Source organism: Bartonella capreoli, assembly GCF_902813205.1.
In the GTDB taxonomy this organism is placed as follows: Bacteria; Pseudomonadota; Alphaproteobacteria; order Rhizobiales; family Rhizobiaceae; genus Bartonella; species Bartonella schoenbuchensis.
Genome location: NZ_CADDZX010000004.1, coordinates 100632 through 126816, shown reverse-complemented (window position 1 = coordinate 126816; position 26185 = coordinate 100632). Strand labels below are relative to the sequence as shown.

Below are 26185 nucleotides of genomic sequence, written 5' to 3'. Positions count from 1 at the left end.
TTGTAACTTTAAATTTTAATAGGTGGTTATGATGACAGGTAAGACAGTAACGCGTGCAGATTTGGCTAGTGCGGTTTGTAGGAAAGTGGGCTTGTCATATACTGAATCGTCAGCTTTGGTTGAGTTGATTTTGGATGAGATTTGCAATTCACTTGTAAAGGATGAAGTGGTTAAATTATCTTCTTTTGCGACTTTTCAAGTCCGTAGTAAAAGTGAACGAATTGGGCGCAATCCCAAAACAGGTATTGAAGCACCTATTCCACCACGGCGTGTGGTAACATTTAAAGCTGCGAATATACTGAAAAAAAGAATTTTAGATGCTCATCGTGCAAAGCAGAAGTAAATCCGTGCAAATAAGCGATATTTTAAATATCTGAGGTTTGATAAAGAATTTAATATGGGTAATTTTTTCTGTTTAAGTAACAGATTTTGTATTAAAATATAATTGAGGATAATCTCTATTTTTGGTCAATCTTAGCAAGAAATTTGAACTTATTCAGTTATTATAAAATCATTAGTACAATATTTAAATTTAAATAAGGTATTGCAAAATGGACAAGAGCCCTGATGCTTTTCGGACAATTAGCGAAGTAGCAGAATTACTAGGGCTACCACAGCACGTGTTAAGATTTTGGGAAACACGTTTTGTTCAGATTAAGCCACTAAAGCGTGGTGGTGGAAGGCGTTATTATCGTCCTGTTGATGTTGATTTGCTCAATGGTATTAAACAATTACTTTATGGCAAAGGTTATACTATAAAGGGTGTGCAACGCCTTTTAAAAGAAAATGGCACTTCTTTTGTTATTGCGCTTGGTAATAGCGATCTTGATGACATGAATGTTATAATAGAAAAAGAATGTGCAAAACAAACATCTGAATCTACCAAAATTAATGAATCCACTAAAACTAAGTCAAAAAAGGCAGCATTTGGACTTTTAGGTTTTATGAAGGGTGAAGAAGAATCTGTTGGTGCTGTTAAAAGCCATCAAGACAAGACTGATAAAGCATTATTACAGGAAACACTCTTCGAATTGATTGAATGTAAACGCATGCTTGATAGAGCACGATAAGCGCTCAACAATTCTAGATTTAATATTGTAATTGCTTTTATTATTGAATGTTTATTAAACGGCGTAAATCTGGGGGGGTTGCTTCATTTGAGAGTTGTTTCATCACTTCTTCTATAGATAAAACAGTCTGATCTGTGCTTCCTAAACGGCGCATACTCACACTATTTGTTTCAGATTCACGTTTACCGCATACAAGGATTACAGGGACTTTTTGTAAAGAATGTTCACGTATTTTATAATTAATTTTTTCATTACGAAGATCTGCTGTGACTGAAAGGCCAATAGCTTTGAGTTTTTTCGTTATTTTTTCTGCATATTCATTTGCTTCAGATGTGATTGGAGCAACAACAACCTGTTGAGGGGCAAGCCAAAGCGGCATATGTCCAGAAAAATTTTCAATTAATATGCCAAGAAAACGCTCCATTGACCCCAAAATAGCTCTATGAATCATAACAGGCTGACGTTTTTCTGAATCTTTATCAATATAGAATGCTCCAAAACGCTCAGGTAGATTGAAGTCTACTTGTGTTGTTCCACATTGCCATTCGCGACCAATAGCATCTTTCAATGTATATTCAAATTTTGGTCCATAAAATGCACCTTCACCTGGAAGAATGCTTGTTTTAATACGTCCTTCTGATTTTTTCTCAATAGTTTTAAGAACAGATAACATTATATTTTCACAATGGTCCCATAATTCGTCAGAACCGACACGTTTTTCTGGACGCGTTGAAAATTTAAGACTAATTTCTTCAAAACCAAAATCTGCATAAGTTGATAGAATTAAATCATTAATATTAAGACATTCATCAGCTAATTGTTCATCTGTACAAAAAATATGTGCATCATCTTGTGTAAAGCTACGAACGCGCATAAGACCATGTAGAGAACCTGAAGGTTCATAACGATGAACGATACCAAACTCAGCAAGTCTAATAGGTAAATCTCTGTAAGACTTTAAACCGTGTTTAAAAATTTGCACATGACCAGGGCAATTCATGGGTTTGAGAGCGTAAATACATTGATCATCCCAATCATCAGCAGCTGGGGTTGTTTGAAACATATTTTCCTTATACCATCCCCAATGCCCCGATATTTCCCAAAGTGATTTATCAAGAACTTGTGGTGCGTTAACTTCGTCATATTTATGATCATCAAGACGACGGCGCATATAGCTAATTAAATTTTGGAACATTTTCCAACCTTTTGGATGCCAGAAAATCATTCCTGGGCTTTCTTCTTGGAAATGAAATAAATCCATTTCACGTCCTAGGCGGCGATGATCGCGTTTTTCTGCTTCTTCTAGCGTATGGAGATAGGCTTTTAGGTCATTTTCGTTAGCAAATGCTGTACCATAAATTCTCGTTAACATAGGATTATTGGCATCCCCACGCCAATAAGCTCCTGCGACTTTCATTAATTTGAAGGCATTGCCAATTTGGCCAGTAGATTGCATATGTGGACCACGACAAAGATCAAACCAATCTCCTTGATAATAAACTTTTACGTCTTGATCTTCAGGGATAGCATCAATAATCTCAACCTTATACAATTCGTTTTTTTCAGAAAAAATTTTCTTAGCTTTTTCACGAGACCAAATTTCTTTTCTGAAAGGTTTATTTCGTTGAATAATTTCACGCATTTTTTTTTCAATAATGGTGAGATCATCTAACGTAAAAGGTTGTTTACGTGCAAAATCATAATAAAAACCATTTTCAATAACGGGGCCAATTGTAACTTGTGTTTCAGGAAACAGTTCCTGCACTGCTTCAGCTAAAACATGAGCACAATCATGGCGTATCAATTCAAGTGCACGTGGATCGTCGCGAGTGATAATTTCCACTTGTCCAGATTGTTCTAATGGATCTGAAAGGTCTCGGATGATTCCGTTAAGGCTATAGGCAACTGCTTTTTTTGCGAGTGATTTAGAAATAGACTCGGCCAATTCTAAACCTGTCATTTCAGAGGGGTAATCACGTTTTGAACCATCAGGAAAAGAAAGAAAAATAAGGTCAGACATAAAACACCCCTTTAATCCAATTCCGCCAACGATTGCGGATGGTTTCGTGAAAACTTAACAATAGTCAGATAGAGTTAGTAGATTAATTTTCTATCAATATGCATTAAAAAAGAAAAGCAATTATTTATCATGTTTAGCAGAAATTTTCCAATAACGCCAAGGTTTATAAGAGTAATCAAGAGAAGTTGGTACAGGATCAAAGCCATATGTTCCAAATGGGCCACAACGTATGATACGAAAAAAGCCCATCCATGCACCAGCCCACAAACCATAGCGTGCAATCGCTTCATAGGCATATTCTGAACAAGTTGGAATATGGCGACATTGATTTCCAATCAAACTGGAAAGTGTTATTTGATAAAGACGTATCAACGTAGTACCAAGTAATCGTCCGGGTGTTTTTCGCCAAGGACCTGTATAATTGCGAGTTTGTATTTTTTTTTGTTTGGGCTGTAATTTAACCATTTATTTTTTCTTCAATTTGTTTAATACAATCTACCACTGCATCAAAGGTAAGCATTGTTGAAGCATGGCGTTCTTTATAATCCTTAATGGGTTGCAAACAGGAAAATGCTTCAAATGGAGCTGGAGGAGGAGGGCCATTTTCTGTTAACATATAAAGGATAGTTTCACGTAATGCTTTAAGATCTTGCATTTTTTTGCCAATAATATGATGCGCTAAAATAGAAGATGAAGCCTGTCCAAGTGCACATGCATATACTTCATGGGCAAAATCTATAACAATATCATTGTCTACTTTTAAATCCACAAGAACTGTTGATCCGCAAAGACGTGCATGTTTTTTTGACGTTGCATCAGGATTATTAAGACGCCCAATTCTACTTATATGGGCAGCATATTCAAGAATTTTATCGCTATAAATGTTGTCCATCATGAGCTGTTTCTTGGAATTTTAAGAGTTTTCACTATTCAAGCTTTTAATTCACTTGCGTAAAGATTATTATAAAATAAATAATGTGTATTAAATTATTTTATACATAATAAGCTGGAGTTTTTTAAATGCATAGTCCTACGAAAGGAATCGCTAAAGATCTTTCTCTATCTGAGAAAAAGCGTCCTAGTTTTAAAGAAGTGGAAGCAGCGGTTCGTACGTTGTTGTTATGGGTAGGGGAAAATCCAGATCGAGAAGGGCTTTTAAATACTCCCAAACGTGTTGCTAAAGTGTATAGTGAACTTTTTTCTGGTTATGATGAATCAGTTGAGGAGATTTTAGGAACAGTTTTTGAAGAGGTTTCAGGTTATAATGAGCCGATAATTATGAAGGATATTAGTTTTTATTCACATTGTGAGCATCATGTTCTTCCAATTGTTGGTAAAGCTCATATCGCCTACCTTCCCGATACAAAAATTGTTGGTCTTTCAAAAATTGCACGTGTCATAGATATTTTTTCTCGCCGTTTGCAAACACAAGAAGCCATGACAGCTCAAGTGGCTCATGCTCTAAAAACACATTTAAAACCCCGCGGTGTTGCAGTGGTCATTGAAGCTGAACATATGTGCATGGCTATGAGAGGGATACGAAAGCAAGGAGCTACAACAATTACAACAAGTTTTCATGGCTCTTATAAAGAAGATCAAGTTGCGCAGGCTAATTTAATGATGGTACTTCGCCAGTTATAATAAAGTGCGGAGTTTGGCAGTTTGTGTCTAAAATATACTGTGGTAGTTGAGTAAAATAAGTTATAAAAACACGAAAATGGGCTTGTATCGCGCTTTATGATTTGTTAAATCCCCAAAAGTGTAATGTATTTGGCCTCTACCATGTGCGGTCGTGGCGGAATTGGTAGACGCGCAGCGTTGAGGTCGCTGTGGGGCAACCCGTGGAAGTTCGAGTCTTCTCGACCGCACCATTTTTTTATTTAACATGTTGAAATATATAGACTTTTACTTAATTAAATAATTTCAGTCTATCTTTTAATTCACCCTTTAAAGTTTATACAATTTTACTTAGATTGTTGTTATTTACAGCGTATTGTCTTTAACAGAAATGCCAAAGGCTTCTTTTTTCCATCTTACTGTTCTACGTAGCCTTATATGATTTGGGGAATACTTCTTTCATCGCCCAATTGCGAATCCTTGTTATTGATATGCTGAAAGCTGTGCACATTCACGTGTCGCGACATATTTATCGCTATCATTAATATCTTTTCATTTTTTCTATTACATAAATGGGTAAGGGCGCTTAAGAGTATGAAAGCGAAAGAGTCTTCTATAGGTTATACAGCTTGTGTCAAGATTTGTATTTTTTGTTTTATTTCCTTTAAAAATGTTACGACAGCTTTATTGATGGATATACTCTAGTCTTATTCATTTTCATTATTATGCGGAATTCGTTGAATTTCTAAATGAATATGAATTAATTTACCTTTGAGTAGGGGATCATAACTGAAAAATTACACCATTTTGCTTCATGCAAACCATTTGGAACTGCATTTGAAAATATACTCAGGCTTGATTTACAATGATTGCTTATGTCATGTCTAAACCAAAGGTTTCAAGTTCTATTGAACACCATGCACGTGAGAGGCTAACCAAAAATATACAGAGCCAAATTGCTCGGCAATAATATATGGTCAATCAAAAGGTCCCACGCTCTTAAACTATACCAATTGTATACAAACAATATGATGATTTTAGTGTTTCAAACCAAACTATCGGAAGAAAAGTTTTTAAAAGGTACTTTCCAGTGGGGTGAGTGTGTTGCAGGGCAATAAAGCACGACATATCGCTAGAAACTTTTAAAATGACTGTACATTGTACACATAATTTATTGGGAAATAACAATTATCATACGCTATCTTCCTTCCATGGCGAGGTGGCTTTTAAGCCATAACATTCAATCACGAAAAAATGAATAAAAAGAATAGAAAAGGACTATCGGCTCGAGCGTTTGCAAAGAAGATGGGTGTTTATCCTAATGCGGTTGTTGCTCGTTTCAAGATGGGGAAGTTTAATGAAAGCGCTTTATGATGACGGTTCTATCAATGAAGAATTAGCAACAGCTCTATGGAATGAGAATCCCACCAAACAAGCCTATGTTTTAGGCGAAGATGAAAAACCTCGCACAAAGACAAAGTAGGATTCTATAGAAGGAGTTAATGAATACAAAATAAAACTTGAGAGAATGCAAGTAGTACTTAAAAGTGAGAAAATTGATCTTGAATAATTACGAGAGACAATTGTTGATCGTGAAGAAATAAAAAAAAGATAAAAATACATTGTTTTACAATAGTTTATGCATGTGTATTCCCCATCATTTTTGTATATATATGCTATAAGTTGGGTGTGATCCTATTAGAAAGAATAAATCACAAGGAGAAAAAGAATGAATTGTGAGGAAAAAAATGACTGATACATTTGAAAAGCGTAAACTAGATACCACCTACACAGTTTCACAATGGGCGGATGAAAACCATTATTTGACTATAGAAACCAGTGGTGAACCATTGGAAGATAAATCAGGAGAAGTCATTGATCCGGGTAGCTTGTATGCGCAACGTGAAGATTATCCTCTTGCCCCTGCCCAAGTAGTCCTCCTCACAGCGGGCATTAATGTACAAGATGATTGCTTAGAAATTGAAGTTGTAGGTTGGGGACGTGATGAAGAAAGTTGGAACATTGATTATCAAGTTTTGCCGGATGATCCCTGTTTTCAAGAGGTTTGGGATCAGTTGGATGAATATTTTAAAAAACGATGGCCACATCCTGGTTTCAAAGATGGGATACGAATAGCAGCAGCTTGTATTGATGTAGCGGGTCACAATATACAACCCGTTTACAATTATGTACGTTCTCGTGAAAGAAAGTGTATCTGGGGCATTAAGGGGCGCACAGGATCACGCCCTGTGTGGCCACATCGCCCCAGTAAAAACAACGAAGGACAGATTAATTTATATACCGTTGGTGTTGATTCAGCAAAAGATATTATCACAAATCGCTTTCGAAAATCAGGTTCTAAAGCGTCAGAATATGGTGCAACGCACTTTCATAAAAACCTTGATCGAGAATATTTTGAGCAGCTCACTGCTGAAAAGAGAGTTACTAAATATTTAAACGGTCATGAGCGGATAGAATGGCACAAAAGTAATACAGCAAAAAACGGAGCTCTCAATTGTAGGGTTTATGCTTACGCTGCTTTACAGGGTCTGATTTTAGCAGGACTCAATCTCAATAAAGAAGTTGATATCTTAGAAGATCGCTTGAAAAATCTTCAATCTTCACAGTACCTAAAAAGACTGAAACCAGAACCTCAAAAGCAACAAACCGCAATAAAAAGAAACCCTTATGTGGAACGAGGTTGGGGATGGTAATCTATGTATGAAAGTCAAACCAAATGAACTGGAAATACGAAAGACTTGCAAAACTTAAAAAGCAACGAAAACAACTGAAAAATGCGCTTTATTCAGGTGCTCAATCTGTGCGCTATGGCGATCAAGAAAGTCAATCATCGTTCTGGTGAAGATATACGCAAAGCCCTTACAATGCTGGCTGAGGAAATAGCAATTCTTGAAGGATACGAGTTTTCATATGTTTACTATCTTGAAATATCACGAGGTTATTTATGGTAGGTTTTCTGCAGTTTTAGTAATCATATAACTTACCTTTTGAAGCAGTAAACCGTAGCCGTCGATTAAAGAAGGTTTGATCCCGCAAAAAACACATCAATAAAGCCATTGAAGAATGTGGTGATACTATTGTTTCTCGTTTAAAATAACTTTATAACAATGACCTCTTTTATAGCTCAGCGAATTTTAGTACTGATGTGAGATGGGATCAAGCCTTATCTTAAAATTGAATGGATTTAGGAAGAAAAAGCTTCTTGATCTTTGGCGGTAATGGATAAATGAGGCTGATTACAATGAAAATACTAGTTTTTATACTCTTCAAAAAACAATCACTTACGTGCTTCTTTTAAAGAAATTTTTGTAACAGAACCAAGCCCCATTTCACGGCGTTTGTTGCGGTATGTATAACGAAAAAACCAAGCGCGTGTATTGTCTTTTCGAACATTTAACCACAAACCTGCTCCGTCACAATGCTTACCCTGAGGAGACGTCTTTATAAACGATGCTGATAACCTATGAATTGCCCTCACTTAATCCTCTTTCTTGACTACTTTTTAGTCCATTTTTAATTTTTGATATGAGTTTTTTTCTTTAACAATTAATTTTCTTATTGAATCATAAAACGTTATATACAACAGCACGTCTTTGCACCATTTTATATAATTGAATTCATATTGTTAAAGCCTACTTTGCCCTCTCGCAGTATTATTTATATTCTTTATTATTACTATTTGTATTTTCTTTTATTATTGTGGAAGTGTGGATGAACACAAAAATTCCTTCTTTATCTATTTTTATTATAATACATTTCTAATAGTAATTCTATTTAAGTTCGTGAAGAGTCATTTTTTTACTATAAACTTAAAGTGTGAAATCTTTTTTAATAAGGTTGGGTGGTGTTGTAATGAAAATATTTTTAAAATGCGTAATATTTTTTATTTGCACCACTTTGCTCATAGCGTGTGCCAATCAGCGTGCTGTTCTTTGGCATGGGATAAATGCAACACCATCTATGATTGCTACGCAACGAGAGGTTGAAGGTGGATTAATTTCTCCGAAAGCTATCGTTCCAGTGTATGTTGCAACAAGTCGCAGGGCCCAAGACAATTATTCTCAACCTTATGGGGCAGAGCGATCAAATAGAGTGTATTACAATCGCGTTGATGTAGGAATTCCTCAACAGCATATGAAGGGTATCGTTGAAAAAAACGCGTATAAACCCAGTCTTGATAGATATTTTACAGCAGTGGCTTTGCAACAATATGACAATAAAGAACGGTTTAAACGGCAATTAAATCTTGCGTTAGCCAAAAAGCCAAAAGGAAAAAAAGAAATTTTTCTTTTTATTCATGGTTATAATAATAATTTTGCAGATGGCACATTCCGCACAGCTCAATTTTCTTATGATTATTCTTTAGATGCAGTTGCTGTACATTATTCGTGGCCTTCTGCTGGATCCATGCCTTTTTATATTTATGATCGTGATAGTGCTAATTTTGCACGTGACGGGTTAATAGAACTCTTAACAGTTATCAGCGAAACATCAGCTGATCAAATTTCGGTTATTGCGCATTCTATGGGCAATTTCGTTATCATGGAAGCATTTAGAACTTTAGCTTTGCAAAAAAAGTATAAACCAATTTACCGTATTACAAGTTTCTTAATGGCGGCACCAGATATTGATCTTGATGTATTTGAACGCCAACTTCATGATATAAAAAAACTACCTCATCCAACAGCTATTTTAGTATCTCGTAAAGATAAGGCTCTCGCTTTATCAAGGCGTCTTACGGGTGGGCATGCTCGCGTAGGGGATGGTTCAAGTATTGAAATATTGCGCAAAAATAAAATAGCAGTTTTAGATTTTTCTAATGTTGATGGTGGGGCGCATAGTGTATTTGCATCTTCTCCAACATTAATGGCTCTTTCTAGGGAAGGGTCTTTGGCTTCAGCGATTATGCAGGGTACGGAATTATCACCTGGTCAAGAGATTTTTGCTGATAGTGGTCATATTTTGAAGAAAACAACAGATTTTATTCTTTCTGCACCTATACATCTTTTGTCTCCTTTAACTCATTATTAGATGTGAGGCTTGGAAAGCATAATGTCTAATATAAATGAATTAAGGGCAATATTTTGCAAGTATTTTAGCACTTTTTTTAGAATAGTCTTATAAGGTAAAAGTGAATAGTGGGATAATTTTGTAAAACCAGTCATTAGGTGAGTTTGTGATGGTTACAGAAAAGCACTATGTTAACACATCTACATTAGTTGATTATTTATCCTATTCTGCAGTTAAGCTACTAGATGTTTATGCTATGCTTTTGAAGGTAAAAAAAGATAGCAAGGGAAAAAGCCCAGATTTATTGCGTCAAATTGATGTTACTAAAAAGCAGCTAGATGAGATGAGTTATGCTCTTATTTTGGAATATCGCAAGCGTCAAGAACATGAGCGTTTTTTAAAACAAGTTTTAATATCAATTTCTGATCAACTATTTTCATTGAATAATAATTTTAAAGAAACGAGTCGTTTTTTATTTCAGGAAATTAGAACACTTCAATCTCAGATGCAGTGTTTCTGTGAAGGTAGAGAGAAACAATCTCTATTAAATAATCAAGAATCTTCCCGTTCTACGTCAAAGATTGATGAAGTCATTAAGCGATTACAAAAAGCACGAGAAAAGCTTTCTTTTGAAAATCCACATCTCTTTGAAGAGTAAGATTGCATAAAATTAGAATTAAAATGCTTTCTAGATTGAGATTTCTACTTTGTGATGAAGTTTCAAATTTTTCGGTTACCAAAAAAATACTGATTACAAATAAAACTGTTCTTTATAAAAATAAATACAATTAAAAATAATATTATATTACACTACAAATTATCTTTTTTATCAAACAATTTGGATTTTAACTTATAAAGTGCGTTTTTTTTATGAATTATAAACCTACATTACTATTTATTATACTTATTATATGTTTATCAGTAGGTGGTTTGATTTCTACAGATATCTTTTTGCCTGCACTTGGAGAGATGCGTTATCATTACCAGGTTACTGAATCTCAAATTCAAAGTACAATAGCAATTTTTTTGTTGGCGTTAGCTTCTGGGCAACTAATCTATGGGCCTCTTAGCGATAATTTTGGGCGTAAAAAGACACTTTTATTTGGTTTGTTTTTATGGCTGTTTGCAACACTTGGTATAATTTATACAGATACTCTCCAGGCTTTACTTGTATTGCGTTTTTTGCAAGGTCTTGGAGCTTGTGCAGGGATTGTTTTGAGCCGCGCTATTGTCAATGATTTGTTAAATAAACAAGAAGCAGGAAAACTTTATCTAGTTATTTTTCCGTTTGTGGGGGCATCGCCAGCACTAGCACCGTTCATTGGGGGAATATTATTACAGACTTTTCATTGGCAGGCTACTTTTATCTTTTTAAGTCTTTTTATACTCTTAACTATTGTGTTATGTTGCTTTGTGCTGACAGAAACTTTACCGCCTATAAAACGTCAATCTTTTACTACTGTAGGACTCATTAAGAACAGTTTCGGGGTTCTAAAAAATAAACAGTTTCTCTTTTATGCACTTATTCCGTGTTTTGCTTACGCAATTTATTTTGCTTATATCGTAGAATCACCTTTTTTACTAACAACTTTAGGTTTGTCGTCCGCCTACATTGGTTATAGTTACATTGGTGTTTCTCTAACTTATATCTTGGGTAATTTAGTGGCGAGAAGGTTTCTCAAGAGAGAGGCTATGGAACAAACTATACGGCGTGGATATATTATTTTTGTCATAGGGGGAATGTTGTTTGCTTTACAAATATTTGTAAGCCCATGGCCACTTGTGACAAGTTTAATAACTATTTCTATTATTACTTTTGGTAATGGTTTTTTATTGCCGTTGGGAACTGCATTGGCCATTTCATCTCATTCACACGCTGCTGGAGCAGCATCTGGCGTTATGGGAGCTTTGCAATTGGGTAGTGCTGCATTAAGTGCCGCAATTATCGGAAAAATATCTGGACATATTCCATGGGTTGTAGCGATTTTATTGGCTACATATTGCCTAGTAGGTTTTATCATTTATATTCGAAGAGCGCATTATTTTATGACTTTGGAGATAAAATCGTAAGCTAAATTAAAAGATACAATGGGAAAATTTTTGCTTTGTGAGGAAGTTTCAATTTTTTCGGTTACAAGCAATTTTGAAACACGTTTGAGTAATTTAGCTGTTAAATAGGGTGTTACGAAGCTTTTTATTTGCAAGAGATTATTAAACACGGAATAAAGGAAGCGGAGGATTATTACTTAGCTTGATAAGTGAAAGAGCGTGTTTGGAATGGAGATGCTTTTTATAACTTTGAGGAGGTGCGGCGTGAGCTTGGCTTGGACGATAGATATGAAAAAAGTTCCCAATTTTTTAAAAATAAAGTAAGAAGCACGGCGGATTATAATTTTTATGTCAATACATTGCTCCTCTCGAAAATGTATGTGCAATGGGTAAGTCCAGAGGTCAATTATTAGGTTTATAGAAGCATCATGTAGGAGATTACAGGATACTTCTGTAACCTTCTATGATAAGGAGTTTGTTGTGTTAGTTTTGGCTGTTAGATACAGGAAGAATATATATAAAGTTAAGGCAAATGCTTCGACTATTTTAAAATTAACATCATATCTTTGTATCCTCCATTAAAAATATTTAATAATTGATATTATTTACAACTATTAACTATATTATGGCTCCATCATATCGTATACTCTTTGAATATCTGTACAAAATTGTGGAACCTTTTTAATAATTTCACTATAAGCAGGTGTAGTAATTGCTACATCTATTGTAGACACTAGATCTGCCATTTGCGTTTCTGGGGTCATACCATCAGGGGAAGTAAGAAATTTTTCTGCGTACTTAAATATTGGATCTTTAAAATTTTGTGCCGAAATAAAAGCATTTTCTTTCCAATTATAGTCATAGCGTAGTGTACGTATATATGCTGGCAAGTTTGTCCATGACATTTCTTTATTATAATCACCCTGTAATAAATTTGCATAACGTCCACACAAAGTAATAAGTATGTGACGATGTCGTACTAAATGAAATCTTGAAAAGAAGTTATTATAACCACGAGAGTATATATATGCTGATGCTTTTTGCATTTTTTCGTAGTGTTCTAAATTTTTGTATTTTTTACTCACATATTTGTAATAAAGCGCATTATACTGATCTAAATCATTTACATTGGTACATCCAAATATCACTAAGGCGGGTAATAAAACTATAAATTTGACGATACGTATCATGATATTCTCCCCACCTTTTGCTTAATCAGTAATTTTTTACTACCGTATAATCGATTCGTTGAAAGGGAGCAATTTACACTAATTTAGATTGATTGAGATAAAAGTATACTAGATCGTGATTTTTTAGTTGACAGGGGTAAAAGAATACAGTATTTAATGACATTGTGGTACTAGTTTTATTGTGCCCAAAATTACAGTAATAATACTATTTTTATTTTTTACTATATTGCTAGAAGCCCTGCAAATGCGGGGTTTTTTGTTAAAAATATCAAGTTTATTCGTTTTTATTGATTGACGATTTATTGACCTTCTCTTTGTTCTCGAGAGTGAGGTCTTTTTTATATCTCAATCATTCAAAAGGAATAATCTATGGCATCTAGAGTAGAAAGGGTGAACTTTTGTATAACCACTTTCAAAGATATATAGGTCAAAGAATAAAGAATAGAGAAAACAGAATGACATTCTGTCGTAATTTTTCTATATTTTTCAAAGATTGTGCTGCAATATCTCAACAAAGGCTCTAGAGTTTACTGTATTAAAGATCAATTACAAACGCACGGATGGCAAGGTAAAAATGGACAAGAACGTTACATAATGGGAATTGTCTTGCCGCCATATAAGGGTGAATTAAAGCTACTGTGCAGAGAAAATGATGATGATTTTTGTCAAGAGAAGGCTTTACTCTATGACAAAAGCTCAATTTGTAGCATGGATTGAGCAAAATTCTGAAAAGTTTGAACAAGTTATGAGCGGGCATATAAAAGATATGCACCTTAGCTCACTAAAGATAACCAAGTGATGTTGCTTGGTTATGCCGCACAAATGCGGCATTTTTTTAAACAAAACAAAGAAAGGTATTTTAAAAAATGGTTACAACACAAATAGATATCAATGACCCATTAGCAATTAGCGTTTTTGCTAAGGAGCTCAATACAGAGATTTTAAAAGCATTGCCCATTACACCACTTATGGGGAAAGGTAAAAATAGCATCATCCAAGTTGAGGATAAATTAGGAAAAACAGCGGGTGATTCAATCACAATGGGATTACGGGCCAAACTTATGGGTGATGGTATTAGCGAAGGCCAAAAGCTCAAAGGTAATGAAGAATCGTTCCAGTTTAGTGATAGGATATTTATTGATGAGCTTGCTCACGTTGTACGTATTAAAAATGAAGGGTCGATCGATCAGGAACATGTTTTATTTAATCTGCGTAAAAAGGCGAAAGATAGATTTATTGATTGGTATGTAGACTGTTTAAGCATGATGTTTTTTATTCAAGCTACAGGGTATACAGTGCCATGGATGAAGCTTGAGGGGTGCACCATGCCAATTGAACCTGCGCATTATGGTTTTAATAAACCCTTAGAGCCAAGCAGTATGCGCATTGTTCGCCCAGGTCAGAAAAAAGCTGATGAAGAACTTACAAAAGACGATAAATTTACTCTATCTCTTATCGATCAAGCTGTGCTGCACGCAAAACTGGCTACCCCTCAAATTAGACCGGTGCGTATCAATGGAAAAAGTGTCTATGTGATGTATCTTCATCCAACACAGGTGACGCAATTACGCACAAATAAAGATTTTAATCAATGGGTGAATATTAACAAGGAAGTTTATGATAACCCAAGTTTTAAAAACACAATTTTTGATGGGGCAGTAGGGATGTATAATGATGTTATTTTACGTGAAGATACATATGTGCCTCACGGTGTTGATTCAAAAACGAAAGAACCTATTTTATCTGTTCGACGTGCTGTTTTGCTTGGTGCACAAAGTATTATCATGGCTTATGGGCGTGTTGGCAACAGTGAAGTCCAAGGTAATGAAGAAACACGCTATAATTTGGTGGAAAAGATGTTTGATTATGAATCTAAGTTTGGTGTGCTTACCAGAACTATTATTGGTATGAAAAAGTCACGCTATACTTTATCGTATTCTAATCAGGGGGAACAAGACTTTGGTACCATTGTCATCCCATCTTTTGCTGAAGGTAATGTATAATATCAATAAGCAAAATGAGATTTAAATAATATTTAGAAAATTAATAAATTTTTATATCTTAGTTTTCTGAGAATGATATTTATTGCAATTAACTTACTTTAGTTTTTTGGATTGAAAATTCCTATGTATTTGTTTTTACTAGAAATTTCTGTAATTATCTAAATGAATTTAATTATATAGCCATTAACTAAAAAGCATAAAGGGGAGAAGTGTTGTCTATCTTATTTTAAAAAGAACTACCTTTAGTTATTAAGTGGACTTTTTCCCATTGGTGATGCAAATAGTAAACAATGAATAATTTAATTATAACACAAACCAATGGCCAAATTGAGAAAATCTAATTTTTATAAAACACAAGAGTTATTGGGTATATAAATGACTATACACTAGAAGAAAATTTTGAATACAGTACTAAGATTGCGTCAGACAATAGAAACGAGTTCAGCGTCAGCAAACTTTGAAGTTTTTACAATCAAAAGGGCATAGTGATAAAGAGGCGCAAGTAATTGCACAAAACATTAATCTTGCTATGAAAATTATTAGCGATACATTAAGTCCTGTCGGCCCTCAGGAGGCTTATAGAATATTGATGTAAGAAAAAATAACACAAGGATAGCTTAATAATATGGCTTTCTACGTTGCAACATAGGCAGGCGAGATTATGCTTATCCAAGGAATATAACACTCTGCTTCTGCATTAAGGGAAAATAAATCTGGGTTAGGTTTTAACAATGTATTCTCAGAGCCTAAGCCTGGGTATATATACATTAACCTATTATTTTATCCCTAATCTTAAAAAATAAAATCAATAGGTTGTACGATAATAAAAAGCATATGGTGCCCCCAGAGAGACTCGAACTCCCGACCCCCTGATTACAAATCAGGTGCTCTACCAACTGAGCTATAAGGGCATTACTGTATCGGAAGTAACACAAACTTACAAAAAGGCAAATAGAAAATTATAGATTTCAATACATATTTTTAAAAAAGTATATTTTAAAGTTGAAATAGTTGGATTTGTATTATGCTCTTATCTCTTACAATTTTAATGTTTATTAAGAGATAAATAAAGCGTTATTCAAACCTAATCACTTTTGCTACTGTTTATAAATTTGGTCAAGCTGATTTATCAGCAAGATACTTTTCTAACCAGTGGATGTTATAGTTTCCATCAATAATATCTTGGTTACCAATAAGATCGCGAAATAAAGGTAACGTAGTTTTAATTCCATCAACCACAAACTCATCTAAAGCACGTCGTAAACGCATCATACACTCTAAGCGTGTACGCCCATGAACAATTAATTTGCCAATTAAGCTGTCATAATAAGGTGGAATATAATAACCTGAATAAGCACCTGAATCGACACGAACCCCTAAACCTCCAGGTGTGTGAAAATGTGTGATAAGTCCTGGTGATGGCGTAAAGTTAATTGGATTTTCAGCATTAATACGGCATTCAATAGCATGGCCAGAAAAACGAATATCATCTTGTGCAACTGAAAGCCCTTGACCAGATGCAATATGAATTTGTTCATGGACCAAATCTATACCTGTAATTGCCTCAGTTACAGGATGTTCAACCTGTAAACGGGTATTCATTTCAATAAAATAGAATTCTCCATTTTCATAAAGAAATTCAATAGTTCCTGCTCCACGATAACCAAGTTTTGCGCAAGCATTTGCAACAATGGAACCAATCTTTTTTCGTTCAAGTTCATTAAGGGCAGGTGAGTATGCTTCTTCCCATACTTTTTGATGGCGTCGTTGAAGTGAACAATCACGTTCTCCTAAATGAATGGCATTGCCAGCTCCATCACCTATAACTTGAATTTCAATATGGCGTGGTTTTTCTAAATATTTTTCGATATAAACTGCATCATTATTAAATGCAGCACGAGCTTCTGAACGTGCTGTATTGAAAGCAGTGGAAAGTTCTTTTTCAGAACGAACGACTTTCATACCGCGCCCGCCACCACCTGCAGAAGCTTTAATAATAACAGGGTAACCGATTTCATCAATAATACGCAGAGCTTCTTTTTCATCAGTTACAGCTCCATCTGAACCCGGTACAATAGGAATTCCAAGATTTTTAGCGGTTTTTTTTGCTTCAATTTTATCACCCATGATGCGAATATGCGCAGATGTTGGGCCAATAAATGTAATTTCATGGGCTTCTAAAATGTCTGCAAATTTTGCATTTTCAGAAAGAAATCCATATCCTGGATGAATAGCATCAGCTCCTGTAATCTCGCACGCAGAAATAATTTGGTGAATATTTAAATAAGAATCACGAGATGGAGGAGGGCCAATACAAACACTTTCATCAGAAAGACGAACATGCATAGCGTCAGCATCAGCAGTTGAATGAATAGCTACAGTTTTGATTCCAAGCTCTTTACAAGCCCGTAGGATGCGAAGAGCAATTTCTCCTCGGTTAGCAATGAGGATTTTCTGAATCATATCTACCTCTCGCTTTATTCAACAATAATAAGTGGTTCATCAAACTCAACTGGTTGAGCATCTTTAACAAGAACAGCAGTTACGGTGCCTGAACGTGGTGACGGAATATGATTCATTGTTTTCATTGCTTCAATGATGAGCAATGTTTGACCTTCAGAAACATTTTGTCCTATTTCTACAAAAGGTTGTGCACCGGGTGCAGGTGCAAGATATGCAGTACCAACCATTGGAGATGTTATTGCGTTATTTGATTGCTCTTCTTTTGTCGGGGTTGGAGCCGTTAGGTTTGAAGAAGAGGTTACAGTAGGAGCCGGAATAGACGCATAAATTGTTTGTTCAGAAGCTGCTAAAGTGTTTTGGCGTGATACACAAATACGAAGCCCACCTTGTTCAAGCTCAATATTAGTTAAATTTGTATCATTCAAAATTTTAGCAAGGTCGCGGATAAGTTCCATATTAATTTCGGTATGTTTAGTCGCATCCGTTTTTTTTATTGCCATTTTATTTATAACTCCTTGATCAATAAAGATCATCGCTATTTACATTTTTATGCTTAAATGTCTCTAGGCGGTTCATTACCTTTTTGTCTGGTGTTTTCATTACACTTTGCAGTTTTAGTTTATTCTGCTCGACAAAGTCACACTTATAAGCTTGTTAACAAAAAAGAGAAAGTTAGAAAATATATTTTGATATCTCTCAATAGTTTTAGTGGGGTAAAAAAAGGTTTCATTGTATGCTCTCTATTGCTTCTTTTAAAATATCTTCACTTACAGCTCCAATGAATACTTTATCGCCAATAATATGAGAGGGAGTACCGTTAATATTTAATGTGGAAGCAATTTGAATATTTCTTTTAAAGGACTCCTGCAGGTTCGGGTTTTGTATTGCATTATACAGATCTTTTTCATTTGCTCCTAATGAAACCGCTATTTTTATAGCCTTGGCTTTGTTTGCACGATTCTGGCTCGTTAAAAGTTTTTTATAAAATTGGAAATATTTCTCTGGAAATTGTTGTCGAAAAGCATAAGCAATTGTATGCGCTTCTATCGAATCAGGACCTAAAATGGGTAAATCTTTGATAATTATTCGCAGGTCTGGGTATTCTTTTATTAAGTTTACCATACTAGGGTAAAAACGTTTACAAAAATTACAATTGTAATCAAAAAATTCAACAAGTGTTACTTTACCATTTGGATTGCCAAAAACAGCATCGTGAGGAGATTGAAAAATTTCCTTTTCTAATGATTTAACAACAAAAGCTTGTTGTTCCTCTATCCCCCCCAGCTTTTTTTGGAGGACAAGCTGCATTTCAATCATAATTTCTGGATTTTGGAGAAGGTAGTCTTTTACAATTTCTCGGATATAATCATCGTTTGTACGTGTTGTGAGTTTTTCACTAAGTTTGGATAAAAAAGTGGAATCTTCCAGAAGCTGTATTTTAAGGCTTTCTGTGATTGAATTATTTAATGTTGTCTCTTTTGCTTTTAAGCTTGATAGAGGTAAGCAGATTAAAATACTTAACGTAACTATCACTGAAAATTTTGCAATGAATGTTGTTGTTAAGTGTTGAAGCTGATGTGTCATCTATATATCTTTATATTTTAATAGAGTATCTATAAAACTATAGGGGAAGTATTATGTATACGCAACAAAACATTGAATCATGGCATAAACTTAGTGGGTAATAGAAATAACATCAATTGCTTTTTTTACTACTATGAAAAATTATTCTATGATGCATGATTTGCAGTAGCTATATTTTCTACTCAGGTTGTTTTTTGTATTGAAAAACCTGAAATAAACGCACAAAAATAAATATTCTTCTAATCTTAATGCCATAAGGTCACTTTAATAAAAACTTTTTTTAAAGCTGCTATATTGTGTGTTATATAATGCCTTTCTATTATAATTATCTCAAAGTATGGCAAAACAATGCAAATTTTACAAAATGTTTGAAGAACCATAAATATTTTCTCAATGCCTTAAATATTGACCACTAAAATGTTTATTAGACAGTTTATTTTTTGCTCTAATATATCTATTCTTTTGAAGCTATATTTTTTAGTTTTTACAATAGTTTGATGGTGATATTTTTCTTTTTTTATTTAATGCCATTTTAATTTATTCTGGTATCAATATTGTTTATATTAAATAAACAGTAGTCCCATATTGGAGTGAGAATAATTCATACCGATTTAATTATCTTTTATATTGAGCACAGTGAAGCAAAATGCATTTAATATGAAAGTGAAATTATGAAAGCCACAACGCATTATGATTTGTTTATTATTGGGGGTGGGATAAACGGATGTGGAGTGGCAAGAGATGCAGCAGGTCGTGGGTTTAGTGTTGGATTAGCTGAAATGAACGATCTTGCATCGGGTACGTCAAGTGCATCAACAAAGCTTATTCATGGTGGTCTTCGTTATCTTGAATATTATGAATTTGGACTTGTTCGTGAAGCATTGAAGGAACGAGAAATTATTTGGCGTATGGCTCCACATATTGTGCGTCCTTTGCGTTTTATTCTTCCCTATCATAAAAGAATGCGTCCTGCTTGGATGTTACGTTTTGGGTTTTTCCTTTATGACTATCTTGGTGGTTGGAATCAAAAACTATGGCGTAGCAAAAAGGTTGATTTTTCAAAAGAATTTAGCACTCCACTTCAGAAAATTTATAATAAAGGCTTTGAGTATTCCGATGCAACAGTAGATGATGCCCGTTTAGTTATTGCCAATGCACGCGATGCAAAAAAAAGAGGGGCTGACATAAAAGTACGCACAGAAGTTTTATCTTTAAAAATAGAAGAACAAAAATGGCTTATAACGCTTCATGATAAGTTAAATAATCAAGAATATTGTGTTTCTGCCTCCTATATTGCAAATATGGCAGGACCTTGGGTCAATCATATTTTAAGCAATGTTTTAGATTATAAAGAATATTCACCAGTGCGGCTTGTCAAAGGGTCTCATATCGTAGTCCCAAGCCTTTATACTCATGATCGTGCTTATATTTTTAAAAATAATGATGGCCGTATTATTTTTGCTATTCCGTATCAAGAAGAATTTACATTAATTGGAACAACAGATTATGACTATCAAGGTGATCTTACTGATATTCGTATTAGCAATGCAGAGATTGACTATATTTGCGCAGCAGCAAATGAATATTTCGCTCAACCAATATTACGTGAAAACATTGTGTGGAGCTATTCTGGCGTTCGCCCGCTTTATGATAATGGTGCTACAAAAGCACAAGAGACTACACGTAATTATGTTTTGAAAGAAGTGGGCATAGGAAGTGCTCCACGAATTCTTAATCTTTATGGTGGCAAGATTACAACTTATCGTAAATTAGCTGAAGATGTAATGAAGTTTGTTGAAAAGGCGCTTGGTTCTAAGGGGGTGGCGTGGACAATAAATTCAGTGCTACCTGGTGGTGATTTTCCGTGTGATCAACTGGGTATGATTGAAAAAAAGATTGCTCTTTTGCTTCCAGATTTAGATGCATTTACATGGCGCAGGCTTGCTCGCTCCTATGGTACAGAAGCACTCATAATATTTGCCAATGGTAAGGCAGATAGAGGAAAAGATTTTGGGCATGGACTTTATGAAGTAGAAGTCAAATGGTTAATGGAAAAGGAATGGGCTAAGACGTGTGAAGATGTATTATGGCGTCGTTCAAAACTTGGACTTTTATTGAATAAACAAGAAACTGATGTTCTTGCTACTTATATAAAGGATAAAAGAAAGATCGACTAAAATTATAGATCTTATTGATTAATTAGCACTACGGTATTTTTAGTATATTTGTACCGAGACAATTTCTAATATATCACAATATTAGTCTTGTTATTACCTTATTTTAAAATGATCAAAATCCTTTAGATTTTAAAATGGTAAAATGTGTTGTGAAAAAATAGCAAAGATGAATTTGGGGTACGAGTGTTCCGTAGTTGAAATATGGAATAGTAAAGCAAATTTAGCTGTATCTAATGAAGGAGAACAATGCCTTTTGTATTTACTATTTAATTTTAACAAAATTTAGGTAATTTAGAAAAGGCAATAAGTATAAAGCGCGTTTTTATATCCTCAACCGATAGTAGAAAGTGATAAAAACTATTGTGGGTAGGAAAAAAGACATTTCTCGTATACATGAATAAAATGCTATGAATGAAAATGTATAAGTAATGCTTTTATGACGTTGTATAATTCTCCATCATTAGTAAAATTTGCAGTAGCACCAATGCTAGATTGGACGGATCGGCATTGCCGTTTTTTTTATCGTCTTTTGACAAAAAAAGCACTGCTTTATACTGAAATGGTTGTAGCAGATGCTGCAATCCATGGCATTCGTGAACGACTATTGGGTTTTAGTGATGATGAACACCCAATTGCATTGCAATTAGGTGGATCGGATTCGCAAAAATTAGCAGAAGCGGCGCGAATTGCAGAAGACTTTGGATATGATGAAATAAACCTCAATGTTGGTTGTCCATCAAATCGTGTTCAAGCAGGCATGTTTGGTGCTTGTTTGATGCTCCATCCTGATATTGTGGCAAGAGCTGTAGAAGCAATGAAGCAGGCTGTGACCATATCTGTGACTGTTAAATGTCGTATAGGTGTAGATAAACAAGATGAAGAATTAGCCTTAGATATTTTAGCTGACCAAGTATGGAACGCCGGCTGTGATGCGCTCTGGGTGCATGCACGCAAAGCGTGGTTAAAAGGATTAAGTCCGAAAGAAAATCGTGGTATTCCAGAACTCAATTATGAAAGAGTTTATAAATTAAAACGTAAATATCCCCATAAATTTATTGGGATAAATGGTGGAATTCAATCAGTTGATGAAGTCAAAGAACATTTAAAATTATGTGATGCCACCATGGTGGGACGGAAAGTTTATCACGATCCAGCTTTACTCATGTCCATTGATTCTAAAATATATGGTCAACCGCACAGCGATCTTAGTGATTGTGATCTCATTGATGCTATGTGTGATTATGCTGCTAAACATATAGCTTCAGGTGGACGTCTTTCTCATGTGACACGCCATATGATTAATTTATTTCATGGTCGAAATGGTGCACGTCGGTGGCGGCAAATATTATCAAATGACGCAACAAGAAGAGATGCAGATGTGTCTGTTTTAAAAGAAGCTTTTGCTGCTTTTGTTTAAGATAAATTTCGTTGAAATTCTAAATTATATTCTAATATTTTACATTAATTTATTTATATTATATATTGTAATTTATATATAATTTTATAATTATATTAAACAATCAAAAGAAAAGGGGAGGCGCTAAATACGATCATCTATTGATAATGAAACCCTGTTAAAATTTGAAAAAGAAGATGTGAAGGACTTTTTTATAAATACATATGTAATAAATACTGAAACATTACGATTTTTGGAATGTTTTCGCGGTAAAGAATCCATAAATTCGGTAAGCTTACCTTTGTTAAAGCATGCTAGTTATATATAGATGTTATGAGTAGGGTACAGATAAGCATTTCTATAATAAAAATAAGTCGCATTATTAGCAATATTATCAGCATTTAGAAATAAATGATTTTAAAAAATTAAAGATAAATCATTACTTCAATTACAACGTAGTATATTTATACTGTAAAAAAACAACGAATTATTTATACTCTGTTTATAAGATAAAATTTTATTGATACGCTATAGAGTTAAAAAGATATTTTTATGAACAGCAGTCCATTTGATGATTTTCATGCATTATTAACAAATTTACCAAGTCCTGATGAGTTTTCTATGATTTTGGCTAGAAAACAGCAAACACAATTAGTAAAGCCACAGGGAGCTCTAGGAAAGTTGGGAGATATCGCGGTTTGGTATGCAGGGTGGAGAGGTGAGGAAAAGCCAATTATAACACAGCCTTTAGTGGCTATTTTTTCTGGTAATCACGGTATTGTTGAGGAAAATGTTACACCGTTTCCGCAATCTATGACACAAGAGGTGGTAAAAAAGATTACTGCTGGTGGTGCGGCCATCAATCAAATCTGCATGGCTTATAATCTTAGACTAAAGGTATTTGACTTAGCTCTAGAATGCCCAACAATGAATATTACTAAAGATGCAGCAATGGGTGAGCATAATACAGCTGCAACAATGGCATTTGGTATGGAATCAATTGCTGGAGGAACAGATCTTTTGTGTATAGGTGAAATGGGAATTGGTAACTCGACAGTAGCATCAGCCTTATGTCTGGCTTTATTTGGTGGGGAGGCTGAAGAATGGGCTGAATCTGGTAGGGGGGCTGTAGGAGAATTTTATGAACGCAAAGTGAGGGCAATAAAAACAGCTATTTCTTTACATGAGGGTTATTTAAATGATCCTTTTGAAATTATGCGTCGCTTAGGAGGGCGTGAAATTGCAGCGATGGTGGGTGCTATCTTAGCAGCAAGAATGGAAAAAATTCCAGTTATCTTGGATGGTTTTGTAGCAACAGTAGCAGCAGCAGTATTATATAAAATAAATCCAAGGATACTTGATCATATTATTATTGGTCATATTTCTTCTGAACCAGCTCATCGTAAGCTTTTGGAAAAAATTGAAAAAGAACCACTTTTAGATTTAAAGATGTGTTTTGGAGAAGGAACAGGTGCGGCTATGGCTGCGGGTGTGGTCAAGGCTGCTCTTTTAACCCATGCACAAATGACAGCTTGTGAACAAGAAGATTAGAAAAAATAATAATGTGATCAATAAATATCGAGAAGAGTTTTAAGAGTTCTACTCATTTTTTGCTGTTTTATATAATCAAGGGGGTATATTGCCATCAGTTAATTCTATTATGAAAAAAGATGGGAAGCTGCAGAACGTCAATTTAACAATTAAAATCTTTTATAAAAGCCATCATGCTTTCAATATTGGAACTACAAAACGCAATAAGTAGTAGGTGTTTCAAACTTTATTTGATAAAATTTAATCATTTCGTGAAATTTTTTATAATTTTTGAAAAATATTAGAATTGTTTACGATGTTACTTGAGTCAAATAGGAATAACTGTGATATACGCAGCTGCTTTTTTAAGAAAAGTAGCAACACAACATTAAATAATACTATTTTTTAGAGTTTTTAAATTTTGTGCCAGAAAAGGGTTATAAAAATCAATTTTTTAAGGCAAATCGATGACAGAAAATGGTAATATTTTCTTGCGAAAAATAAATTTAAGATCAAGATAATTTATCCTTTTTTCTTCAGTACTAAATTATAAAAACTTACGCACCAAATGACGAAGATATACGATCAATTCATCATTAAACCATGGGTGTTGTTGTAGCCAAAAAGTATTTCGCCATGATGGATGAGGTAAGGGCATAACATTGTATCCTCGGGGTTGACGGATAGAAAGAATGTTTTTCCAATCATTAACGGTTTCTGAAACGGTTTTATGTTTAAGTTCTGCAATGTGCCATTTTTGTGCATAATTTCCAATAGCAAGGACAAGCTTTATTTGAGGCATAGCCTGAAATACTTTTTCATGCCATATTTCTTGACATTCGCGTCTTGGTGGTAAATCAGATTTATTTTGATCATAACCAGGAAAACAAAATCCCATGGGAACAATAGCAAATAAAGATCTATCATAAAATTGGTCGCTTGTTACACCTAGCCAATTGCGTAATCTATCTCCAGAACGATCATTGAAAGGAATAGAGGTTTCATGAACGCGTAATCCCGGGGCTTGGCCTGCAATTGCAATAGAAGCTGTTTTGGATAAATAAACAACAGGTTTTGGTTCATGGGGAAGAGGAGGAAAATAATGTGGACGTTCAATACAAACACGACAAGAACGAATTTGTTCTCTCAATTTAATAATTTGATCACGTTTTTGCTGCGTCATGATAGATAAAAACTAATGACAGCATTACGAAAAAGCAATAATTTTATCTTTTTATATAAGGGTGAACTTTTCGCCACTCTTGCGGTTGTTGAAAATACGATTGCCATATACCCTTTTTTTGCGCTTTAGCCTTTTGCTCTTCCTTCTGGTAGGTATAACCATAGTAACTTATAGCCCACCCATCACGCACCATTTTTGCATTAATATTTTTGACTTTTTCTGTTCTACATGTTCCAAGAACACGCTGATATTTGTCTTTTTTATTCCAATAACAGGTAACAAATCGGTTCGCTATAAGCTTTTGTAAATGCTCTTTGGCTCTAATGCCGCATGGGTAACGCTCTGCCTCGATACCACAAAATTGACGCAGTTCAGGAGCATCAATTCCTACAAGTCGGATCATAACATCGCCAATTCTGATTGAATCACCATCAATAACAATCGCATTCCCCGTAATGGATTCTGTTGAAGCAGAAACTACTTCTTGAGGTCGCGACCAAGCGCACCTCACATTAATCGTTACATTAATGAAAACACTGACGGCTATAAAAGCCTCTAAAACTGTAACTTTCCGATAAAAGTCACTTAAATCAAAATAAAAAGCATTATTTTTCATAAAAGAGTTAATATCATAATGTGTTCCATTAAGTCAAGATACAATTTATATTGTGGAATTATCTTATTTTTTTAATGTAGATTACATCATTATGATAATAAATATTTCGGAGCAATACCTATTAGTATTAATATTATACGGCTAAAAGCCCCTTTGAATACTCAAATATTCAAATTTATAATGTTGTTCGTTAACTAACTGAGTTTATTTTCTTATAATTTACGTATACAGTAAAAAAAATCCATTTGTTTGAGCT

22 protein-coding genes, 2 tRNA genes and 3 pseudogenes are annotated in these 26185 nt (G+C 34.5%); 16 read left to right on the top strand and 11 right to left on the bottom strand.

The features are described from left to right. Positions 1 to 31 precede the first annotated feature (31 nt). Together J7R05_RS04950 and J7R05_RS04945 are read left to right on the top strand one after the other, a co-directional pair. The gene (locus J7R05_RS04950) at positions 32 to 343 is read left to right on the top strand and encodes an integration host factor subunit alpha (RefSeq protein ID WP_078689692.1); all 312 of its coding nucleotides are present in this window, start codon (positions 32 to 34) and stop codon (positions 341 to 343) included. Positions 344 to 551: 208 nt separating this feature from the next. Then, the gene (locus J7R05_RS04945; protein ID WP_208541426.1) at positions 552 to 1070 is read left to right on the top strand and encodes a MerR family transcriptional regulator; all 519 of its coding nucleotides are present in this window, start codon (positions 552 to 554) and stop codon (positions 1068 to 1070) included. A 40-nt stretch (positions 1071 to 1110) separates the two neighbouring features. Here J7R05_RS04945 and thrS read toward each other — a convergent pair whose 3' ends face one another. The 3 genes from thrS to J7R05_RS04930 all read right to left on the bottom strand — a co-directional run bounded on the left by thrS (position 1111) and on the right by J7R05_RS04930 (position 3985). Beyond that, positions 1111 to 3090 (bottom strand): threonine--tRNA ligase, encoded by a 1980-nt coding sequence (thrS, locus tag J7R05_RS04940; RefSeq protein ID WP_208541425.1) that lies wholly within the window; start codon positions 3088 to 3090, stop codon positions 1111 to 1113. Positions 3091 to 3210: 120 nt separating this feature from the next. Then, positions 3211 to 3555, bottom strand: a complete 345-nt coding sequence (yidD, locus tag J7R05_RS04935) for a membrane protein insertion efficiency factor YidD (RefSeq protein WP_208541424.1) — start codon at positions 3553 to 3555, stop codon at positions 3211 to 3213. After that, positions 3548 to 3985: an iron-sulfur cluster assembly scaffold protein gene (locus tag J7R05_RS04930; protein WP_208541423.1), complete on the bottom strand. Its 438-nt coding sequence runs from the start codon at positions 3983 to 3985 to the stop codon at positions 3548 to 3550. The genes yidD and J7R05_RS04930 overlap by 8 nt, the downstream gene beginning before the upstream one ends. A gap of 125 nt (positions 3986 to 4110) precedes the next feature. Here J7R05_RS04930 and folE point away from each other — a divergent pair, with 125 nt between their 5' ends. The 5 genes and pseudogenes from folE (at position 4111) to J7R05_RS04905 (ending at position 7679) form a co-directional block, all read left to right on the top strand. Continuing rightward, positions 4111 to 4731 (top strand): GTP cyclohydrolase I FolE, encoded by a 621-nt coding sequence (gene folE / locus J7R05_RS04925; protein WP_208541422.1) that lies wholly within the window; start codon positions 4111 to 4113, stop codon positions 4729 to 4731. A 145-nt stretch (positions 4732 to 4876) separates the two neighbouring features. After that, positions 4877 to 4961 (top strand) — tRNA-Leu (locus J7R05_RS04920). A gap of 1000 nt (positions 4962 to 5961) precedes the next feature. Continuing rightward, positions 5962 to 6274, top strand: a pseudogene (locus J7R05_RS04915) (hypothetical protein); the annotation flags it as partial. A 274-nt stretch (positions 6275 to 6548) separates the two neighbouring features. Continuing rightward, positions 6549 to 7421 (top strand): annotated as a pseudogene (locus tag J7R05_RS04910) (terminase gpA endonuclease subunit); the annotation flags it as partial. A gap of 81 nt (positions 7422 to 7502) precedes the next feature. Next, positions 7503 to 7679: a hypothetical protein gene (locus J7R05_RS04905; protein WP_246468228.1), complete on the top strand. Its 177-nt coding sequence runs from the start codon at positions 7503 to 7505 to the stop codon at positions 7677 to 7679. 329 nt (positions 7680 to 8008) lie between these two features. Here J7R05_RS04905 and J7R05_RS04900 read toward each other — a convergent pair. Continuing rightward, positions 8009 to 8206: pseudogene (locus tag J7R05_RS04900) on the bottom strand (Arm DNA-binding domain-containing protein); the annotation flags it as partial. Between the two features lie 374 nt (positions 8207 to 8580). Between J7R05_RS04900 and J7R05_RS04895 the strand changes: the two are divergent. The 3 genes from J7R05_RS04895 to J7R05_RS04885 all read left to right on the top strand — a co-directional run bounded on the left by J7R05_RS04895 (position 8581) and on the right by J7R05_RS04885 (position 11808). After that, positions 8581 to 9759, top strand: a complete 1179-nt coding sequence (locus J7R05_RS04895; protein ID WP_208541419.1) for an alpha/beta hydrolase — start codon at positions 8581 to 8583, stop codon at positions 9757 to 9759. Positions 9760 to 9907: 148 nt separating this feature from the next. Next, a complete protein-coding gene (locus J7R05_RS04890; RefSeq protein ID WP_208541418.1) occupies positions 9908 to 10396 on the top strand; it encodes a hypothetical protein in 489 nt (162 codons plus the stop codon). 212 nt (positions 10397 to 10608) lie between these two features. Continuing rightward, complete coding sequence (locus J7R05_RS04885; protein WP_208541417.1) at positions 10609 to 11808, top strand: multidrug effflux MFS transporter; 1200 nt, start codon at positions 10609 to 10611, stop codon at positions 11806 to 11808. 602 nt (positions 11809 to 12410) lie between these two features. Here the strand turns inward: J7R05_RS04885 and J7R05_RS04880 are convergent. Next, the gene (locus J7R05_RS04880) at positions 12411 to 12977 is read right to left on the bottom strand and encodes a hypothetical protein (protein WP_208541416.1); all 567 of its coding nucleotides are present in this window, start codon (positions 12975 to 12977) and stop codon (positions 12411 to 12413) included. Between the two features lie 471 nt (positions 12978 to 13448). On the opposite strand from J7R05_RS04880, the gene J7R05_RS09270 reads away from it, so the two are divergent. The 3 genes from J7R05_RS09270 to J7R05_RS04865 all read left to right on the top strand — a co-directional run bounded on the left by J7R05_RS09270 (position 13449) and on the right by J7R05_RS04865 (position 15575). Next, positions 13449 to 13694: a single stranded DNA-binding domain-containing protein gene (locus J7R05_RS09270; protein ID WP_281388219.1), complete on the top strand. Its 246-nt coding sequence runs from the start codon at positions 13449 to 13451 to the stop codon at positions 13692 to 13694. 149 nt (positions 13695 to 13843) lie between these two features. After that, the gene (locus J7R05_RS04870; RefSeq protein ID WP_208541415.1) at positions 13844 to 14980 is read left to right on the top strand and encodes a N4-gp56 family major capsid protein; all 1137 of its coding nucleotides are present in this window, start codon (positions 13844 to 13846) and stop codon (positions 14978 to 14980) included. Positions 14981 to 15437: 457 nt separating this feature from the next. Further along, positions 15438 to 15575, top strand: a complete 138-nt coding sequence (locus J7R05_RS04865) for a hypothetical protein (protein WP_208541414.1) — start codon at positions 15438 to 15440, stop codon at positions 15573 to 15575. A 240-nt stretch (positions 15576 to 15815) separates the two neighbouring features. Here J7R05_RS04865 and J7R05_RS04860 read toward each other — a convergent pair. The 4 genes from J7R05_RS04860 to J7R05_RS04845 all read right to left on the bottom strand — a co-directional run bounded on the left by J7R05_RS04860 (position 15816) and on the right by J7R05_RS04845 (position 19027). Next, positions 15816 to 15891, bottom strand: a tRNA-Thr gene (locus J7R05_RS04860). Between the two features lie 205 nt (positions 15892 to 16096). Then, positions 16097 to 17443, bottom strand: a complete 1347-nt coding sequence (gene accC / locus J7R05_RS04855) for an acetyl-CoA carboxylase biotin carboxylase subunit (protein ID WP_208541413.1) — start codon at positions 17441 to 17443, stop codon at positions 16097 to 16099. A gap of 14 nt (positions 17444 to 17457) precedes the next feature. Further along, positions 17458 to 17943: an acetyl-CoA carboxylase biotin carboxyl carrier protein gene (gene accB / locus J7R05_RS04850; RefSeq protein ID WP_208541412.1), complete on the bottom strand. Its 486-nt coding sequence runs from the start codon at positions 17941 to 17943 to the stop codon at positions 17458 to 17460. Positions 17944 to 18169: 226 nt separating this feature from the next. Next, positions 18170 to 19027, bottom strand: a complete 858-nt coding sequence (locus J7R05_RS04845; protein ID WP_208541411.1) for a DsbA family protein — start codon at positions 19025 to 19027, stop codon at positions 18170 to 18172. Between the two features lie 671 nt (positions 19028 to 19698). Here J7R05_RS04845 and glpD point away from each other — a divergent pair. The 3 genes from glpD to cobT all read left to right on the top strand — a co-directional run bounded on the left by glpD (position 19699) and on the right by cobT (position 24151). Beyond that, on the top strand, positions 19699 to 21204 hold the full coding sequence (gene glpD / locus J7R05_RS04840; protein WP_208541410.1) for a glycerol-3-phosphate dehydrogenase: 1506 nt from the start codon (positions 19699 to 19701) through the stop codon (positions 21202 to 21204). Positions 21205 to 21640: 436 nt separating this feature from the next. Then, the gene (dusA, locus tag J7R05_RS04835) at positions 21641 to 22621 is read left to right on the top strand and encodes a tRNA dihydrouridine(20/20a) synthase DusA (protein ID WP_208541409.1); all 981 of its coding nucleotides are present in this window, start codon (positions 21641 to 21643) and stop codon (positions 22619 to 22621) included. 531 nt (positions 22622 to 23152) lie between these two features. Continuing rightward, on the top strand, positions 23153 to 24151 hold the full coding sequence (cobT, locus tag J7R05_RS04830) for a nicotinate-nucleotide--dimethylbenzimidazole phosphoribosyltransferase (protein ID WP_208541408.1): 999 nt from the start codon (positions 23153 to 23155) through the stop codon (positions 24149 to 24151). Positions 24152 to 24677: 526 nt separating this feature from the next. Here the strand turns inward: cobT and J7R05_RS04825 are convergent. Together J7R05_RS04825 and J7R05_RS04820 are read right to left on the bottom strand one after the other, a co-directional pair. Beyond that, entirely contained in the window at positions 24678 to 25313 is a 636-nt protein-coding gene (locus tag J7R05_RS04825) for a uracil-DNA glycosylase family protein (RefSeq protein ID WP_208541407.1), read from the bottom strand. A 43-nt stretch (positions 25314 to 25356) separates the two neighbouring features. Next, on the bottom strand, positions 25357 to 25929 hold the full coding sequence (locus J7R05_RS04820) for a thermonuclease family protein (RefSeq protein ID WP_208541406.1): 573 nt from the start codon (positions 25927 to 25929) through the stop codon (positions 25357 to 25359). Between the last annotated feature and the right edge of the window lie 256 nt (positions 25930 to 26185).

Excerpts from the sequence above, each read along its gene's own strand:
- J7R05_RS04950 (WP_078689692.1), top strand. The coding sequence starts at position 32 with ATGACAGGTAAGACAGTAACGCGTGCAGATTTGGCTAGTGCGGTTTGT.
- J7R05_RS04945 (WP_208541426.1), top strand. The coding sequence starts at position 552 with ATGGACAAGAGCCCTGATGCTTTTCGGACAATTAGCGAAGTAGCAGAA.
- thrS (WP_208541425.1), bottom strand. The coding sequence starts at position 3,090 with ATGTCTGACCTTATTTTTCTTTCTTTTCCTGATGGTTCAAAACGTGAT.
- yidD (WP_208541424.1), bottom strand. The coding sequence starts at position 3,555 with ATGGTTAAATTACAGCCCAAACAAAAAAAAATACAAACTCGCAATTAT.
- J7R05_RS04930 (WP_208541423.1), bottom strand. The coding sequence starts at position 3,985 with ATGATGGACAACATTTATAGCGATAAAATTCTTGAATATGCTGCCCAT.
- folE (WP_208541422.1), top strand. The coding sequence starts at position 4,111 with ATGCATAGTCCTACGAAAGGAATCGCTAAAGATCTTTCTCTATCTGAG.
- J7R05_RS04905 (WP_246468228.1), top strand. The coding sequence starts at position 7,503 with ATGCGCTTTATTCAGGTGCTCAATCTGTGCGCTATGGCGATCAAGAAA.
- J7R05_RS04895 (WP_208541419.1), top strand. The coding sequence starts at position 8,581 with ATGAAAATATTTTTAAAATGCGTAATATTTTTTATTTGCACCACTTTG.
- J7R05_RS04890 (WP_208541418.1), top strand. The coding sequence starts at position 9,908 with ATGGTTACAGAAAAGCACTATGTTAACACATCTACATTAGTTGATTAT.
- J7R05_RS04885 (WP_208541417.1), top strand. The coding sequence starts at position 10,609 with ATGAATTATAAACCTACATTACTATTTATTATACTTATTATATGTTTA.
- J7R05_RS04880 (WP_208541416.1), bottom strand. The coding sequence starts at position 12,977 with ATGATACGTATCGTCAAATTTATAGTTTTATTACCCGCCTTAGTGATA.
- J7R05_RS04870 (WP_208541415.1), top strand. The coding sequence starts at position 13,844 with ATGGTTACAACACAAATAGATATCAATGACCCATTAGCAATTAGCGTT.
- accC (WP_208541413.1), bottom strand. The coding sequence starts at position 17,443 with ATGATTCAGAAAATCCTCATTGCTAACCGAGGAGAAATTGCTCTTCGC.
- accB (WP_208541412.1), bottom strand. The coding sequence starts at position 17,943 with ATGGCAATAAAAAAAACGGATGCGACTAAACATACCGAAATTAATATG.
- J7R05_RS04845 (WP_208541411.1), bottom strand. The coding sequence starts at position 19,027 with ATGACACATCAGCTTCAACACTTAACAACAACATTCATTGCAAAATTT.
- glpD (WP_208541410.1), top strand. The coding sequence starts at position 19,699 with ATGAAAGCCACAACGCATTATGATTTGTTTATTATTGGGGGTGGGATA.
- dusA (WP_208541409.1), top strand. The coding sequence starts at position 21,641 with ATGACGTTGTATAATTCTCCATCATTAGTAAAATTTGCAGTAGCACCA.
- cobT (WP_208541408.1), top strand. The coding sequence starts at position 23,153 with ATGAACAGCAGTCCATTTGATGATTTTCATGCATTATTAACAAATTTA.
- J7R05_RS04825 (WP_208541407.1), bottom strand. The coding sequence starts at position 25,313 with ATGACGCAGCAAAAACGTGATCAAATTATTAAATTGAGAGAACAAATT.
- J7R05_RS04820 (WP_208541406.1), bottom strand. The coding sequence starts at position 25,929 with ATGAAAAATAATGCTTTTTATTTTGATTTAAGTGACTTTTATCGGAAA.